Source organism: Streptomyces sp. NPDC060049 (genome assembly GCF_042736715.1).
Classification (GTDB): Bacteria; Actinomycetota; Actinomycetes; order Streptomycetales; family Streptomycetaceae; genus Streptomyces.
Genome location: NZ_JBHWVV010000016.1, coordinates 821 through 16,399 on the forward strand (window position 1 = coordinate 821; position 15,579 = coordinate 16,399).

Genomic DNA, 15,579 nt, shown 5'->3' on the forward strand with positions numbered 1-15,579 from the left:
GCGGCAACCAATCGGTTGCCGCCCCCCGCCTCTGCGATGTCATGAGGTGCCGCTGCCCGGCGTGCGCCTTCGCACGTCGTCGGCCCGAAGGAGCTCTCCCCCCCCCCGGGCGCGCGCTGAGGAACGCGGCACCGCCCTTCACTGGGCGGGCGGGGACTACCGGTCGTCGCGGGAGGGTCACGCGGTGGCGGTGTCCTGGCTGCGGGTGTGTGCGGTGAGGGCGTGGGCGGCGGTGGGATGGGCGGGCAGCAGGGTGTCGAGCCGGTCAGGTGGAGCGCTGAAGGCGGTCGGGGACGGCGGCGAGGGCCAGGGTGCCATCGACGGACTTGGCGCAGCGGAAGATCCCGACGAGGGCGTTGAAGCCGGAGGAGTCGCAGAAGGTGACGTCCTGGAGGTCCAGGATCAGGTGGCGGTGGCCCTGTTCGATCAGGGTCATTGCCTGGTCGCGCAGGTGGGGAGCGGTGGCTATGTCGAGTTCCCCGGGGGTTGTTAGGAGGCAGGCTCTCTATTGGAGGGGTGGCGTGGAGGCTGCCGGATCGTTTCAGCTGATGTGATGAAGGATTCCGCTTCTTCGAGCCGAGCTCCAGCTGCTCGATCCGCAGCAGCGCGCCGGCCGGGGTCCTGCCGCCCGGATGCTCAGTCGCGGAGATCCCGTGTGAGGGGACGGTGACGTGATGGGGCGGTCGTTCTGCTGGTGTCGGTCCTGTCGCAGCCTCTCTATGCCACCAGTTCCCTCGCGCTTGCGGCTGGTTGGAACTGGGAGATCGACCATCAGCGGCCCAGCGACTGCGTCAACGGCCACCTGATGCCCCTGACCGGCACTGCCGCTGTCCCTGAAGACCTGCCCAACGCTCCGCGGGTGCTGCGCGTCTTCGGATCCTGAGCTCTGGCCGATGCCGCCCAGGGGGAGGTGTGGTCGCCGCCCCGTTGCGGGTCTGCTGGTGACGGGTGGGTTACGGCCCGCCGCCGCGTCCGGTGTGGGGTCGTTGGGCTGCTTATGGACCAGAGAACCGTTCCAGCGCCAAGGGGTTTCACCGATGTGGAGGCGGGCGCCGGTTGGGTTTCCCAGTCGCCGATCTACGACGCCCTTGAGCGGCAGTGGCTCCAGGAGGGCCGGGAGGTTTCCGGCAATGAAGGATCCGCGTCAAGGGGTAGGCACCGTTCAGGGGGTGCAGATCTGTTCCACCGAGGCTGACCGGACGAGCGGTTCAAGATTCACCGCCAGCTTCGGAAGGAACTCCCCGGTGACGCCGACGCCGACGCCGACGGCGAGAACCGGGAGCCGGTCCCGACCGGGGGTGGCGCGGGGATCGTCGTCGCGGTCCAGCGCATGACTTCGAAAGCGCCGAAGGCTCTGCACCGTCCAGGCGTGGCCGTACAGGTCGTCCGATCCGGACATAGGCGTCTCCCTCGTATGACGGAGGCTTCCTGTCCATGGATCGCCGGTTGCATGACCCCTCAACGTACGTTACGTTGCGTCATCAATCGACTACGCAAATGATGCGCTATGGCATCGCCATGCCTGTCGTTGGTGTCACGCAATGGATGTGGCTGTGCTGGTGCCACCATGCCCCGACGCAGTCCCCGATACCGCCGTGACCGTCGCTACTGGATCAGTTGGGGAGAGCGTCATTAGCGTTCAGACTTCCATGCCCGCCGAGGGTTTCCGGACTTGTGAGGAGACCGCTGTCAGCGTCCTGCACGAGGTGCAGGACGCCATTGATGCCATCCGACGTGGGGAGATGGTCCTCGTCGTGGACGACGAGGACCGGGAGAACGAAGGGGATCTCATCGTCGCCGCCGAGTTCGCCGACGCCGCCACCGTCAACTTCATGATCACTCATGGGCGGGGTCTCGTCTGCGTGGCCATCTCCGCCGCGCGCGCTGAGGAACTGCGCCTGCCGCCCATGGTGATGTCCAACGAGGACCGCAAGGGCACGGCGTTCACCGTCAGCGTCGATGGCACTGCCGCACACGGGATCACCACCGGCATCTCCGCCCACGAGCGGGCTCGGACCATTGACCTCATCCTCAACGGCGGCGCCGACGATCTCAACCGTCCCGGACACATGTTCCCCCTGGTCGCCAAGGACGGCGGCGTCCTGGAGCGCCGCGGCCACACCGAGGCCTCCGTGGAACTGGCCAAGCTCGCCGGCCTGGCACCCGCCGGAGTGATCGTCGAGATCATCAACCCCGACGGCACCATGTCCCGGCTGCCGCAGCTCGTGGAGTTCAGCCGCAAGCACGGCCTGGTCCTGACCAGCATCGACAAGCTCGTCGAGTACGTGGCGGCCCAGCAGTGACGCTCCTGCAACGCATGTGCGCGGGTCTGACAGCTGCGGTGTCCAGGCCGATGACAGTGCGTCGACACCTGGCCGACGTCGAGGGGCTGGAGCACCTTCCCCTCGACGGCCCCTTCGTACTCGTCTCCAACCACGTCAGCTTCGCCGACCACTTCATCTACGAGGCCCTGTTGTTCGCAGCCCGCGGCGAACAATCGGCGTTCCTGACCAAGGCGGAGAGTTTCACCGGTCTGCGGGGCGTCTGGTTCGAAAGTGTCGGTGCTGTGCCCGTGGACCGCAGCCGCCCGGCACGGGAACTCCTCGATGTGACCGACCGGATCCTCAACTCGGGCCGCGTCCTGGTCGTCTACCCCGAGGGCACCCGAAACCCCCGGCCCCCGATGCTGGACTTCAAGGACGGCGGCTTCCGCTTCGCCGACCGCGCCCACGTACCCGTGGTACCCGCCGCGCTGTGGGGCGCGCAGGACATCCTGCCCGTCGGCGGCAAGATGCCCCGCGCCGCCCGAGCCCGAGTCGTGTTCGGTCCACCGCTGTTGCCCGATCCCGCGCTGCCGCGCGCCGCCCGGATCCGGGACCTGACCGAACGCGGCCGTGCGGCGATCAGCACCCTCCTGGAACACGCCACCGACCCCCTGCCGCCCGCCGCGGCCGACACGGCGGAGCGGATCAGCGCGCTGGCCGAAGCCGTCCTGGAACGAGGACTCAGCGGCGTCGACACCACCCATCTCAAAATCCGCCGCCGACAGGCGGCCCTACTACTGCGCATCGCACGCCGCGCCGACCCGGACAGCGTCGCTGTCCGGTCCGGCGCGGTCCGACTGGCCGGACTCCGCGTCATGGACGCTCCTCTGCCACTCAAAGCGTTCGGCGTGTTCCAGGTGCGCGCAGGAGCACAGAAGGTACTGAGTGAGGACGCCGACAACCTGATGGCCCACTACGTCCTGGGCCGATGGCACCTGAAGATGCCAAGGGTCCTGGGAGGCCGACCCGACCTGGCGGTGGAACACCTGGCCTGCGCGGAACGGCTGGGAGGCGCCGACTCCCGCTACGCCATGGCCCATGCCGAGGCGCTCCTGGCCGCAGGTCGACACGATCAGGCAGCGGCTGCCCTGGACCGGGTGGTCGCCGCCCCTGCCCCCGACCAGCGCACCCGACTGCGGCGCGAGCGCGCCATGGCCCTGCGTGAGCGCGATCCCTCTCGTACCACTGCTTGAGGCCCCTATCCGCAGAGCCGCACGACCTCTGTGCCCACCGCCGTCCTGCTCGCCGCCATCGCCCCCTTCTGCGACCTCATCCGTCGCGAGGCTCCGCGCCCGAGAAGAGCGACCCCACCACACCCGGTGGGCCCCGGCCGGCCGTGTGAACCAGGCGGCGTGGAGCGTCTCCGCTCTCCCGACCCGAGGACCAACTCATGAACCGCCTCACCCGCCTGGTGATCTCGCGCCCCAAGGCAGTCGTAGCTGCCTGGATCCTGCTCCTGCTGCTGACCGCTCCCTTTGCTCTGCAACTGAACGGAGTCCTGAAGGCCGGCGGATTCTCCGACCCCAACGGCGAGGCGGCCCGCGCCCAGAGCACCCTCACCCGCGCCTTCCACGAGGCGCCCAACACGCTCCTGGTCGTCCTGCACGACCCGAGCCGTCCGGTCGCAGGGCAGGTCGCCGCAGCCCGCGCCGCCATCCCCGACGCGGGAGTAGCCGGCGTCGCGGACTACCGGACCCACCCCACCTGGCTCTCCAAGGACGGCCACACCACCTTCGTGCAGGTCGGCTACGGCAGCAGCAACACCACCGTGCAGAACCTGGTACCCCGTCTGCGGTCCAACGTCGCGGCGAGGGTCGGGTCGGGCGTGCAGGTCGAGGTCACCGGCGCCCCAGCGCTGGACTACGCCCTGAACATGCGCTCCGCGCAGGATGGGATCCGGGCCGAGCTGATCGCCTTCCCGGTCCTGATCGTCGTCCTGCTGTTCGTCTTCCGATCCATCGCGGCCATGGCCGTACCACTGGTACTGGCCGGCGTCACCCTGGGCATCACCCAAGGGGCCGGCTACTTCTTCGGCAGGGCCACCGACCTGTCCGTACTGTTCACCAACATCGTCTCCCTGGTCGGTCTCGCCGTTTCCGTCGACTACTCGCTCTTTATCGTGAAACGGTTCCGTGGGGAGCTGGACCAAGGCCACAGCGTCCCGCACGCACTGCAGCGCACCATGCAAACCGTCGGGCATTCGGTGCTCTTCAGCGGACTGGCGGTGATCGTCGCCCTCTCCGCGCTCTTCATCCCGCGGGCCATGTCGTTCACCAGCATCGCGCTCGGCGGAGTGACCGTCACCGTGGTCGCCCTCGCGATGTCGATGACGCTGCTCCCAGCCGTGTTGAGCATCCTCGGAACCCGAATCAACTGGGGCACGCTGCCGCGCCGCTCCGCCACCACGAACGATTTCTCGCCCGTCTCCGGAACCGGGGCAGCCCGAGCACTCAAGCGTCCCGCCGCCCTGCTCGTTGCCCTCGTCGCGGTCTTCGCCGCATGCGCCTTCCCCATCACCGCCCTCACCCTCCAGGTCCCGGTAGCCAGCGCCGGCATCCTGCCCGCCAGTGACAGCACGCGCGTGGGCATCGAGCGGATCAAGCAGGACATCGGCCTGAACGGCCTGTTTCCGGTACAGATCGTGCTCACTGCCAGGGCCGCCGACGAGGCAGCGCTGCTGCAGGCCGTACAGAAGGTCACGGACTACGCCCGCAGCAATCCCGAAGCCTCCGGTGTCCAGTCAGTCACCACAGTCGGAGTCCCGGCCGCAGCACTGCCTCAGGCGCTCTCCTCCGGTGGCGCGGGCCTGCCGGCCGGCGCCACCACGGCGATCGGGCAACTGTGGACCCGAAGCGGCAACAGCCTCTTCGCCCAGGTCGTCGTCACTTCCCGGGCGGACCCCGACACGCTGGCCTCCCACAATCTGGTCAAGGACCTGCGCAGCCGACTCAGCTCGCTGACAGGCAGTCAGGTCACCGCGCAGGTGGCGGGCGCGACAGCCGTGGGCGTCGCCTTCGACGACCTGGTACTGCGCTCCATCCCCCTGGTGGTCGGGGCTGTCGCCCTGGCCACGTTCCTCCTGCTGCTCTTCGCCTTCCGGTCGGCGCTGCTCCCACTGCTGGCACTGGCCTTCAACGCGATGGTGGTCGCCGCGAGCCTGGGCACTCTGGCCCTCATCTCGCAGAACGGCGAACACGTCATCAACAGCGTCACCCCACCCATGCTCTTCGCGGTGATGTTCGGCCTGAGCATGGACTACATGGTGATCATGATCGCCCGCATGAGGGAGTGCTACCGCGAGGGCGCTACCCACTCCGATGCGGTCCTGGGGGGCCTCGCCCGCACAGCAGGCATGGTCAACGGCGCCGCAGTGATCATGGTTGCCGTTTTCGCCTCCTTCACCAGCGCGCAGATCAGCATCGTCAGGGAACTGGGAATCAGCCTTGCCGTAGCCGTCATCCTGGACGCCCTGGTCATCCGCCGCTTCGTGATGCCCGCAGCGCTGCTCCTGATCGGCCCCCGGGCGTGGGGCCGCCGGGCCGACCCCGTGCAGCCGAGTCCCGATTCAGTACCGGACCAGAAAGGAACCGTCAGTGCCCTTGTCGACTGAACGTTTCGCGGACGTCCTGGTCATCTTCGAGGGGTTCCGCCAGATCGTGTGGCACCCCCTGGGAGACGGCTGCGCAACTCCGGCGGCACTGTGGCCCCGACAATTCTGAGCGGGCCGCAATCGATCACCATCTGCGGATGAACCTGCCCGCCATCGGAGCAAAAGCCTTCCGGCACACGCGATGCCTGGCGGGGCTGCTGTGGATGCTCCACGGATTCCCGTAGGGCGTCCACAGCAGCAGGCGACAGTTACGGCTTGGGGAGAGCGCCGAACGGGTTGGTGATCTCCGCCTGGGCCGTGAAGATGAACATGGGCTCACCTTCTGCTGTCGGGCTGGCACCGAAAGCCTTGGTGAACGCCGCCTTCGCGGCGTTGGTGAGCGTGACCGGGTTGTCCTTCGCGGTCACTGAGGTCGGGGTGATCGCGACCCTGCTCACGGAGACAGGCCAGCGGTCGATGGTGAGGTTCTTCGCCGGCTCATCGTCCACGGTGACGTCCGCGGTGTCGAAGCCCTCCCCGATACGGATGTGACTGTTCATGTTGGTGATGCCCAGGCGATGCCCTGTGCCGGCGAACCGCATGCCTCCCTGCAGGAGGAGTTCACCCCCCGAGATGTCGCTCGCCAGCGTGCCGGTCCCCGGCATGGTGAGGCAGGTGCCGGAGACCGTGGCGGGAGCGATGGCCTCAAGGGTCACGCTCTGGGCTGCAAGGGTGCGAGCCGCTTCCGGGGAGAGGCAGAAGGTGGCCTTGCCCCGCAGTTTGAGTTCGGTGGTGATGGCACTGGCCTGGACGGAAGCGGCCCCCATGGAGACCACCGCCGCGACCGAAAGAACCGCCAGACGCTTCTTGAAACCATTGGTTTTCATGCCTGCCGTAACGACTGATAGCGCGATAGGGAGTGCCCAACTAATCAAGATCACTCCGATGCGCGGTGTCCGAAACTGCCTTGCGGCGACCTCGCGAAGGGGTGCGGCGCCGGCCTGAGCCTCTACCGCGTCGTCCGCGAGCTGCAGACCCTCCTCGCGACACGGACCGGCGTCTGCCCGACCTGTCACCGCGGCATACCCACACCAGCCCCGACCTGACCAATCCCTACTAGGCAGCCCAATTTCTGACCGGCCACGGACGCAGCGATGAGTTTTCCCGGCCCGGCAAGTCTCATTACCGTTGTCGACAACACAGGAGGAACACGTGGCTCAGCTGCTGAGAGTCCAAAACTTCAACGTCTCGAGTGACGGAATCGGTGCCGGTGAGGACCAGACCCTCGAGAGGCCATTCGGTCATGTCGAGCCCGAGAGGCTGTTCGCCTGGGCCGGCGCCACGGCGAGCTGGCCCATGCGCACCGACCCCGGGGGGAGCCGGGGCTTGGACGACTACTTCACGCGGGACTACGCGCGCAACATTGGCGCCGAGATCATGGGCCGCAACAAGTTCGGGCCTCAGCGCGGGCCCTGGCACGACCATGAGTGGCAGGGCTGGTGGGGTGACGAGCCCCCGTTCCGCACCCCGGTGTTCGTCATGACCCACCACAAGCGTCCTTCGTTCACGCTTTCCGACACCACGTTCCACTTCGTCGACGGCGACCCTGCCACGGTGCTCGAGCAGGCCCGGGAGGCGGCGCAGGGCAAGGACGTCCGACTCGGCGGCGGAGTCACCACCATCCGGCAGTTCCTCGACGCCGACCTCGTCGACACCATGCATGTGGCGGTTTCGCCGATGAAGCTCGGGTCCGGACTACGACTCTGGGATTCCCCTGATGAGCTGCTCGACCGGTTCCACCGGGAGGTCGTCCCCAGCCCGAGCGGGGTGACGCACCACCTCTTCTGGCGAAAGTGACCGGTCCTCAGGGCAGCCCCGCCGGCTACTTTGCCTCTGGGGCCTGCCCTGAGGGGGGCCGTTGAGTCGCACCTCGGACGGTCAGCTGGCCTTGGCTGTTTCCTCAGCTCGTGCCCGGGTGGAGGCGAGCCGGTAGACATGACATCCGCAGCGTTGCGGTCGTGTCCCCGGCAGTTCAAGATCGTTGAGGTGGCGTGAGCAGCACCAGCGCCCAGTCGCCACGGCCACCGCCGGGACCGCCTCGCCGCTCGGGTGAGGCAACCAGAGGCGGTTTGTCCCCTTCGCCTTCCCAGCTACGGAAGTGAAATGCAGTCGTTTGCCATGCCGCTCAACGACGCGCTCTTTGTGTTGAGTGAAGATCACTTCGCCGGAGTTTCCACCACCTGCACGGTCGTGGGCTGGTTCCAGGGGGCCGCACCCGCGCTGGGTGAGCTCCGGGCTGCGGTGCAGCGCCGATGGGCGGGCATTCCGCGGTTGTCGATGAAAGTGACGGAGCATGCCGGTCTGCCCGTGTGGCGTCTGGGTGAGCCGTTCCTGGCAGAACGGCATGTGTCGAGCCGTCCCCCGACCACGGACGAGGGCCTTCAGAGGCTGGTCAGCGAGATGAGCGCTTCTCGTATGGACCGCGACTCTCCGCCCTGGGAGCTCCTCCAGGTTATTCAGCCCGGTGGCGAATTCTGTCTGGTGTTGCGGTTTCACCATGCCCTTCTTGACGGAGTGTCCGCCAGCACTCTGCTGCGCGTGCTGCTGGAGGAGACCGAAGCGGTCAACCCCCTGCCGGCGGGGTGCCTGTCGCCGGTTTCCCTTCCGAAACCCCGGGTCACGCTCAGCGGGGTGTGGGAAGCGGTCAAGGCGCAGTCGCCCATCGATCTGTGGCGTGCGGGCGGATGCCTTCCCCCTTCAGGGCCCGGCGACCTGGCCTGGCAGCACCTCCCGTTCCAGACCTTCGCCGCCGCCCGCGCCAGCCTGCCGAAAGCGCGTGTCACCGTGAACGATGTCTTCATGTCCGCTGTGGCCGGCGCTCTTCATTCCCACCCACACCTGATCAGGGACCGTTCCCGCCCCCTGCGCGTGATGTTCCCCGTGGACCTGCGCACGCCCTCCCAGGCAGAAGCTCTGGGCGACATCACCTCCATGGACACGGTCGCCCTCCCTCAGGCCGCGGACAGGCACCGACGCCTCCTCCTGACCCATCACGCGATGAGGAAAGTGAAGCAGCACGGGCGGCCGGCGGGCGGCCTCGCGCTGCTCAAAGCGCTGGTCCGCATCGGTGGACAGCGGGCCATGAAGTGCGTCGCGGCCTACATGATGAGCGAGAGCTACGCCGACGTGCTCTGCTCCAACGTCCGCGTCCCATGGACCGACGCGAACCTGCTGGGCCGTCCCCTGCTCAGGATGTGCATGCTGCCACCGCACCTGCACCTGGATCACACATTCGTGCAGCTGACCAACTTCGGGGACACGCTGACAGTGACGGCGATGACACCGCAAGGCCATGCCGGTTCGGCCGCCTCGCTGGTCACCGCCGTCTGTGAGGAAGTCCGTGCGCTGGCCGATGTGAGCAGAACTGCCGACTCCCAGCCGGCATGACCAGACTCAGGCGGGAGCGCCGGTCACCCTGGTCCGGGAGAGACGAGCCCCCGGTAGCAGCCTCCTCCCCACAAGGCCGGTGAGCCGGCCAGCCGTACGCGCCCTGGCCGTCCCGCAGACCGTGCAGACATGCACCAACCCGCGAGCATCCCGCCGAGCAGGCCCGGCAGGGACTCCGCACTTCGACGCGGCCTACCGGGGGGCCAGGAGGATGGGTTAAAGGGCGCCGAAGAGGCGATTACCGGGGGCGTTCGGGTCTTCGCTGGTCCAGTACTCCTCGGTGGCGCGCCGGATCTCTTCACGGGAGAGAGTGCCGTCGCCGTCGGCGTCGAGCTTGGCGAACGCTGCCTTCAGGTCCTCAGGAGAGCCGCCCATGGTCTTGATGAGCATGGTCTGGTATTCGTTCTCGTCAATGAGGCCGTTGTCGTCGGTGTCGCAGATGTCCATCCACGCGTCGACCATGACACCGAGGCGCCCAAGGATGCCGCCGAGGTCGTTGGCAACCGCCTCGCGCAAACCGGCGATGAACTCGGCCCGATCCAGCTGCCCGTCACCGTCGGTGTCCATGGGGGACAGGTCTTGGGCCCACAGCTGGGTGTGCGCGCCACGCAAGCGGGCGATCTTTGCGGCATCGCCGCTCATGCCGAATGCGGCGGCGAGCCGCTCGCTGAGAACCAGCAGGTCCTCCTCACGCAGGTGGCCATCCCCGTCGACGTCAAGCATGGCGAAAGCACGGCTCAGCTTCTGGTCCAGCACCCCAGCAGCAGCACTCATCGATCGTCTCCTCTACTTCCGCCCGATCCGGGCACAAGATCACCCGCTGGTGATCACAAAGGGGAACGATCCGCGAACCGCTTCGAAACGGTTCCCACACCACAAACCGGGGGTGGGCCGCTTCGGGCCGCCGTGACCGTCTTGCCCCACGAGCCGCCCCACCTGCCCCCCGAGCCTGCGGCTCGATGTGGTCGTTGCGGCACCGCACCATGCACGAGGGCCAACCCGTGACCGGGACCGCGGTCATCCTGGAGGTCCAACGCCCCGCGACCACTCCCAGTACGTAGACAATGGCCTCGCCCCGCGTCGCTGGTGCGGAGAAGGACCAAGATCAGAAGACGGGACACCACCGAAGCGATCGTCGGCGCCGTCACCGGCACCCTGGCCCGCCCGCAGCTCCTGGTCCTCGGTCGGCGCGACGACGCGGGCCGCCTGCGGGCGGTGGGTCGCACCGTCGCGCTGCGCCCGGAGCAGGCCCGCCAGGCAGCGCACCTGGCCGCCGCCGGCTCCGGGCATCCATGGACCCGCCGCTGCCGACCGTTGACCTGCCTTGCCCGATTGCACCGGGCCCGTCGGCTGAGGCGGGAACGGCGGCCAGGAGCAGGGCCGCCACAGCGAACGGCAGGCGCCTGCAGAGGCACACCTAGTGCGCGGCCCAAAACTGAGCCAGGGCCGCCTCCTTGTACGGCGCCGGGCTCACGCTCAGGTCCCCCGCGAAGGGCCGGTCCAGCGCCACCACCAGGAGCAGGCTGAAGCCGATGAGCCCGGCCACCGCCGACACGAACAGCAGCTGCGTCTTCAGGCTGCGCAGCCCGAACAGGAAGGTGAGCGGGACCATCACGAACGCGCCCCCGTACACCAGCACCTGCAGCAGGACCGGCAGCGAGGTCTCGGCCATCGTGACGCGCGCCCGACGCTGCGCGGCGACGTCGTTGAGGCGGGTGACCGCCTCGGCGTAAAAAGTCTCCGCCCGGGCGCCTTTCGGCTCGTACGCCTGGAGAGCCTCGTACAAGGCGTGCGTCTGCGGGCCGGTGGCCTCGTAGCTCGGCTGCCCCTCCCGCATCAGGGGCCACTGCACCTCGACGACGGCGTGCGCGTACGCACTCACCGCCTCGTGCACCCTGGCCCGGTTCGCCGGCGGGAAGGCGTCGGCGCTGCGCACGACGAGGGCCAGGTCGGTGGCCTCGCTGGCGACGATGTTCTGCGTGTTCTCCAGCTGCGTCCAAAGGGTGACGACGACAAAGGCGAGGATGATGCCGTAGATCGCGCCGAACATGCCCAGCGCGACGCCGACCATCTCGTTGTGCTCCCCCTGCGCCAGGTGCGGGAAGCGGCGACGCGCTGCCAGGCTGCCGACCACGGCGAGGGCGGTGAGGCCGCCCACGACGAGGACGGCAATGGTGAACGTGCTGAGGTGATTGAGCAACCAGAGGATCATGCGCTGCTCAACGAGCGCCGCCGCTCCTCGGCCCCGCCTCCGTGCACGTCGATGAGTCCGAGATCCGCTGAGCCGCACCGACGTAGCCGTGGGCGCTGACACCCGCGCCGAACGTGCCGCCTTGGACACCCTCGTACTGCCCGGTCCGCACCACCGTGCACTGCTTCACGAGGCACGCGGTCGTGGACGGTCGAAATACGCGTCAGCTGACCCGAAGACCGACTGCCAGCGTCAGTTCAAGGACCCGGTGTGGCGATGCGAGATCCGGAAACAGCTCCCGCAGCTGCGACATCCGGTACCGGACTGTCTGGGGATGGACGAACAACGCCGCCGCCACCTCGTCCCGCCTGCCCTGGTGCAGCAGCCACGCCCGCAACGTCTCCTCCAGCCGCCGTGCGGTCGCGACAGGCAAGGTCCGCAACGGTGCGAGGGCTCGGGCACGCAGGTCCGCGAACGCGTCCACGTCGGCGCTCAGCACCAGCTCGGGCAGGTGGTTCTCGGTGTCGCGAATATCAGCGGAGAGGGAGCGCGCGCGTACGGCTCGTGCGTACGACGCGGACGCACGAGTCCATGGCCGGGCCGGGCCGACCACGGCGGTGCGGTCGGTCAGCTGCCGCAAGAGATGTGATCGGTCGGCATCGGGGACGAGCAGCACACCGGTGGCATCCGGCAGATCGTCGAGGACGAGGGTGCTCGGGTCGAGCGCGCGGTAGGCAGGTCGGGCCTGGTCGGCAGGCAGCAGGACGGCGGTCAGCGAAACCGGAGGCTGCCACCCGGCCCGTTGACCAGAGGCCAGCAGGACATCCGGGCTCGCGCCGGCGAGGAGGTCGCGGGCCAGGTGTTCCAGGTGGCGCTCGTGGGCCCTGCCCCGGGCGGCCAGTTCGTCGGCGTGGCCCGCGGCGCTCGCGGCGGAGAGCTCGTCGATGTAGGCGAAGGTCAGCTCGGCGAACTTGGCGACCTCGGCGGCGGGCAGACCTGCGGGTACGGCACCCGCTGCCAGGCATCGCCAGGCCACGCGGGCGCCGACGCGGTAGGCGCTGAGTAGGGCGTCCATCGTACGGCCGTCGCGCACCTCGCCGCGGCCCAGCTCGTAGGCTGCGTCACCGGCGTCGCCGCCAGTAGCGTTCCCGCTCGCGAGGTTCAGGTAGTGCCCCAGGGCGGTGCGGACGGCTCGGCGGATGGTGCCGCCCATGCGGCCCGAAAGGGCGTTGGCGTAGGGAGGGACCTCGTCGATGATCGCCTGGACGACCTCGTCGGCGGTGGTCTTCAGCGCAGCCCGAAGTGCGGTGACCGTCTTCTCATCCAGGGCCAGTTCGCTGGCCCTCCGGATTGCATGGCTCACGTTTTGTTCCTTGCGAACAATTTAGCCGACCAGTTTTACGTCCTACGGTCAGGACTTTACGCCTTGAGGCGCAGCAAGCTGGAGTCATGACGAGTACAACCCTCCGCAGCAGGGCGTGGAAACTGCTGGAGATGGTCACGACGCCGCTGCTGCCGTCGGACTACCTCGACCTGGTCGGCCCGCTGCGTGCGGGCGCTGACCTGCGTGGGCGCATCGAGGCCGTGCACCCCGAGACGGGTGACGCCGCGACTATCGTGATCAGGCCGGGACGGGGCTGGCGCGGCCACACAGCCGGTCAGTACGTGCGGATCGGGGTCGACGTCGACGGGGTGCGCCTGTGGCGTGCCTACTCCATCACCTCGCCGACGAGCCACCAGGACGGCCGCGTCACGATCACCGTGAAGGCGATCCCGGACGGCAAGGTCAGCAACCACCTGGTCCGCAGGGCGAAACCGGGCACGCTGATCCAGCTCGACCAGCCGACCGGTGACTTCGTGCTGCCGCAGGCCAAGCCCGCCAAGGTGCTCTACCTGACGGCCGGCAGCGGCATCACGCCCGTGATGGGCATGCTGCGCGACATCGAGTTCGACGACGTCGTCATGGTCCACTGCGCGCCACGGCCGCAAGACGTGATCTTCCGCAACGAACTGCACGACCTAGTCGCGGACAAGAAGCTGCGGCTCACCGAGGTGCACACCGACACAGACGGCATGCTCGACATCGCCCGTCTCGACGAACTCGTGCCCGACTGGGCCGAGCGCGAGACCTGGGCTTGCGGGCCCGCGGGCCTGCTCGACGCCGCCGAAGAGCACTGGGCCGAGCACGGCGTCCAAGAGCGCCTGCACACCGAACGCTTCCGCCCCAGCATCGTCGTCGCCGGCGACGGCGGCGAGGTCACGTTCAGCGCCACCGGCAAGACCGTCGACGCGGACGGCGCCACGCCGTTGCTGGACATCGGCGAGGAGGCCGGCGTGCTCATGCCCTCCGGGTGCCGCATGGGCATCTGCTTCGGCTGCGTCACGCCGCTCAAGGCGGGCGCCGTCCGCGACCTGCGCACCGGCGAGATCACCGAGGCCGAGCCGGGCGTCCTCATCCAGACCTGCGTGTCCGCCGCGGCGGGCCCATGCGACATCGAACGGTAGGAGCACCTTGACCGCCATCGACCCCACCGCCCACCTGACCGCGGAGCAGATCGAGGAGCTAGGCCGCGAGCTGGACGCGATCCGCGACGAGGTGATCGCCGGCCGCGGCGAGAAAGACGCCGCCTACATCCGTAAGGTCATCTCGGCGCAGCGCAAGCTCGAGCTGGTCAGCAGGGGTGTGCTGCTGTTCTCGATCTTCCCGCCGGCGTGGCTGCTCGGCACCGCCGGGCTGTCCGTGGCGAAGATCATGGACAACATGGAGATCGGCCACAACGTCTTGCACGGCCAGTGGGACTGGATGCGGGACCCGAAGATTCACTCCACCACCTGGGAGTGGGATCACGTCTCGCCGTCCGAGCAGTGGAAGCACTCGCACAACGAGCTGCACCACACGTACACGAACGTGATCGGCAAGGACAACGACCTCGGCTACGGCATCATGCGCGTCGACGAGGACCAGAAGTGGCACCCCTTCCACCTCGGCCAGCCGCTGTGGAACTTCCTCAACGCCTGCTTCTTCGAGTACGGCATCGCCGCGTACGACCTGGAGCTCGGCAAGAACCTCCACAAGCGCCGCCGCAAGAACCCGGAGTTCCGCGCGCGGGCCAAGGCCGTGGGCCGCAAGATCCGCAAGCAGGTGCTCAAGGACTACGTGATCCACCCGCTGCTGTCGGGCCCGTCGTTCCTCACCACGCTCGCCGCCACGTTCACCGCGAACCTGGTCCGCAACATCTGGTCCCACTCGGTGATCATGTGTGGGCACTTCCCCGAGGGCGTACAGGTCTTCGAGCGCCGGTCGATCAAGGGCGAGACGCGCGGCCAGTGGTACCTGCGCCAGATGATGGGCTCGGCGAACATCAGCGGCAGCAAGGCCATGCACTTCATGACGGGCAACCTGTCGCACCAGATCGAGCACCACCTGTTCCCGGACCTGCCGAGCAACCGGTACGCCGAGGTCGCAGTGAAGGTGCGCGCTCTGTTCGAAAAATACGAGCTGGAGTACGTCACCGGCCCGCTGCCCAAGCAGGTGTTCTCCGCGTGGCGCAAGGTCTTCCGGCTCGCGCTGCCGAACAAGAAGCCCAAGGTCAAAACGCCGGACCGCGAGCAGGAGCTCGTCGCCGCCTGATTTCCGGTATTGGTTCAGACCTCTCGGCCGTGCCGTACCGGCGGCACCGCCGGGTTCGTGAAGTTCCGTTGCGGACGGTGGGCGACCGCGACGTCAAACCGTACGACACGGGATCCGGGGCAGACCAGCAAGGCCCGCATGCGAATGACGGAGCGTTGGCTTCAGAGCAAGGACCAGCCATATGGACTTGAGAACCCGTACGTGACGCCACGCCTCCTCGGGCATCACGTGCGGGTTCCACGAGTTCGAGCATCAGGAATTCTCGATCTCGCGCGCTTCGGCGTTCGACCTCCTTGACTACCCGGACTTCGGAGATGACCGCGGGCGGCCGTACGCCGAACGCCGCCGGCTGGTGCTGGAAGTACTGGAAAGCCTCGGCCTCCGATCCAGCCGGTAC

General features: G+C 68.1%; 13 protein-coding genes. 7 read left to right on the forward strand and 6 right to left on the reverse strand.

From position 1 onward, the window contains the following. Positions 1–265: 265 nt before the first annotated feature. Together ACFWBY_RS26965 and ACFWBY_RS26970 are read right to left on the reverse strand one after the other, a co-directional pair. Positions 266–469, reverse strand: coding sequence for an STAS domain-containing protein (locus tag ACFWBY_RS26965; protein WP_385409719.1), 204 nt, complete (start codon positions 467–469; stop codon positions 266–268). 693 nt (positions 470–1,162) lie between these two features. Further along, on the reverse strand, positions 1,163–1,399 hold the full coding sequence (locus ACFWBY_RS26970) for a hypothetical protein (protein WP_385343135.1): 237 nt from the start codon (positions 1,397–1,399) through the stop codon (positions 1,163–1,165). 250 nt (positions 1,400–1,649) lie between these two features. On the opposite strand from ACFWBY_RS26970, the gene ribB reads away from it, so the two are divergent. From ribB to ACFWBY_RS26985, 3 genes are all read left to right on the forward strand, one after another. Further along, positions 1,650–2,303 (forward strand): 3,4-dihydroxy-2-butanone-4-phosphate synthase, encoded by a 654-nt coding sequence (gene ribB, locus ACFWBY_RS26975; protein ID WP_385343132.1) that lies wholly within the window; start codon positions 1,650–1,652, stop codon positions 2,301–2,303. 50 nt (positions 2,304–2,353) lie between these two features. Further along, complete coding sequence (locus ACFWBY_RS26980; RefSeq protein ID WP_385343129.1) at positions 2,354–3,517, forward strand: 1-acyl-sn-glycerol-3-phosphate acyltransferase; 1,164 nt, start codon at positions 2,354–2,356, stop codon at positions 3,515–3,517. A gap of 197 nt (positions 3,518–3,714) precedes the next feature. Further along, positions 3,715–5,934, forward strand: coding sequence for an MMPL family transporter (locus tag ACFWBY_RS26985; RefSeq protein ID WP_385343126.1), 2,220 nt, complete (start codon positions 3,715–3,717; stop codon positions 5,932–5,934). 248 nt (positions 5,935–6,182) lie between these two features. On the opposite strand, the gene ACFWBY_RS26990 is transcribed toward ACFWBY_RS26985, so the two are convergent. Beyond that, on the reverse strand, positions 6,183–6,854 hold the full coding sequence (locus ACFWBY_RS26990) for a hypothetical protein (RefSeq protein WP_385343123.1): 672 nt from the start codon (positions 6,852–6,854) through the stop codon (positions 6,183–6,185). A gap of 271 nt (positions 6,855–7,125) precedes the next feature. Here ACFWBY_RS26990 and ACFWBY_RS26995 point away from each other — a divergent pair, with 271 nt between their 5' ends. Continuing rightward, positions 7,126–7,770: a dihydrofolate reductase family protein gene (locus tag ACFWBY_RS26995; RefSeq protein WP_385343121.1), complete on the forward strand. Its 645-nt coding sequence runs from the start codon at positions 7,126–7,128 to the stop codon at positions 7,768–7,770. A gap of 306 nt (positions 7,771–8,076) precedes the next feature. Then, a complete protein-coding gene (locus tag ACFWBY_RS27000) occupies positions 8,077–9,360 on the forward strand; it encodes a wax ester/triacylglycerol synthase domain-containing protein (protein ID WP_385343118.1) in 1,284 nt (427 codons plus the stop codon). Between the two features lie 216 nt (positions 9,361–9,576). On the opposite strand, the gene ACFWBY_RS27005 is transcribed toward ACFWBY_RS27000, so the two are convergent. From ACFWBY_RS27005 to ACFWBY_RS27015, 3 genes are all read right to left on the reverse strand, one after another. Next, positions 9,577–10,134 carry an EF-hand domain-containing protein gene (locus ACFWBY_RS27005; protein ID WP_385343115.1) on the reverse strand — a complete coding sequence of 186 codons (558 nt, stop codon included), beginning with the start codon at positions 10,132–10,134 and terminating at the stop codon, positions 9,577–9,579. 643 nt (positions 10,135–10,777) lie between these two features. Next, the gene (locus ACFWBY_RS27010) at positions 10,778–11,572 is read right to left on the reverse strand and encodes a DUF4239 domain-containing protein (protein WP_385343112.1); all 795 of its coding nucleotides are present in this window, start codon (positions 11,570–11,572) and stop codon (positions 10,778–10,780) included. A 202-nt stretch (positions 11,573–11,774) separates the two neighbouring features. Further along, on the reverse strand, positions 11,775–12,914 hold the full coding sequence (locus ACFWBY_RS27015) for a PucR family transcriptional regulator (protein ID WP_385343109.1): 1,140 nt from the start codon (positions 12,912–12,914) through the stop codon (positions 11,775–11,777). 86 nt (positions 12,915–13,000) lie between these two features. Here ACFWBY_RS27015 and ACFWBY_RS27020 point away from each other — a divergent pair, with 86 nt between their 5' ends. Beyond that, positions 13,001–14,056 (forward strand): ferredoxin reductase, encoded by a 1,056-nt coding sequence (locus tag ACFWBY_RS27020; RefSeq protein WP_385343106.1) that lies wholly within the window; start codon positions 13,001–13,003, stop codon positions 14,054–14,056. A 7-nt stretch (positions 14,057–14,063) separates the two neighbouring features. Continuing rightward, a complete protein-coding gene (locus tag ACFWBY_RS27025) occupies positions 14,064–15,182 on the forward strand; it encodes a fatty acid desaturase family protein (protein ID WP_385343103.1) in 1,119 nt (372 codons plus the stop codon). Positions 15,183–15,579 lie beyond the last annotated feature (397 nt).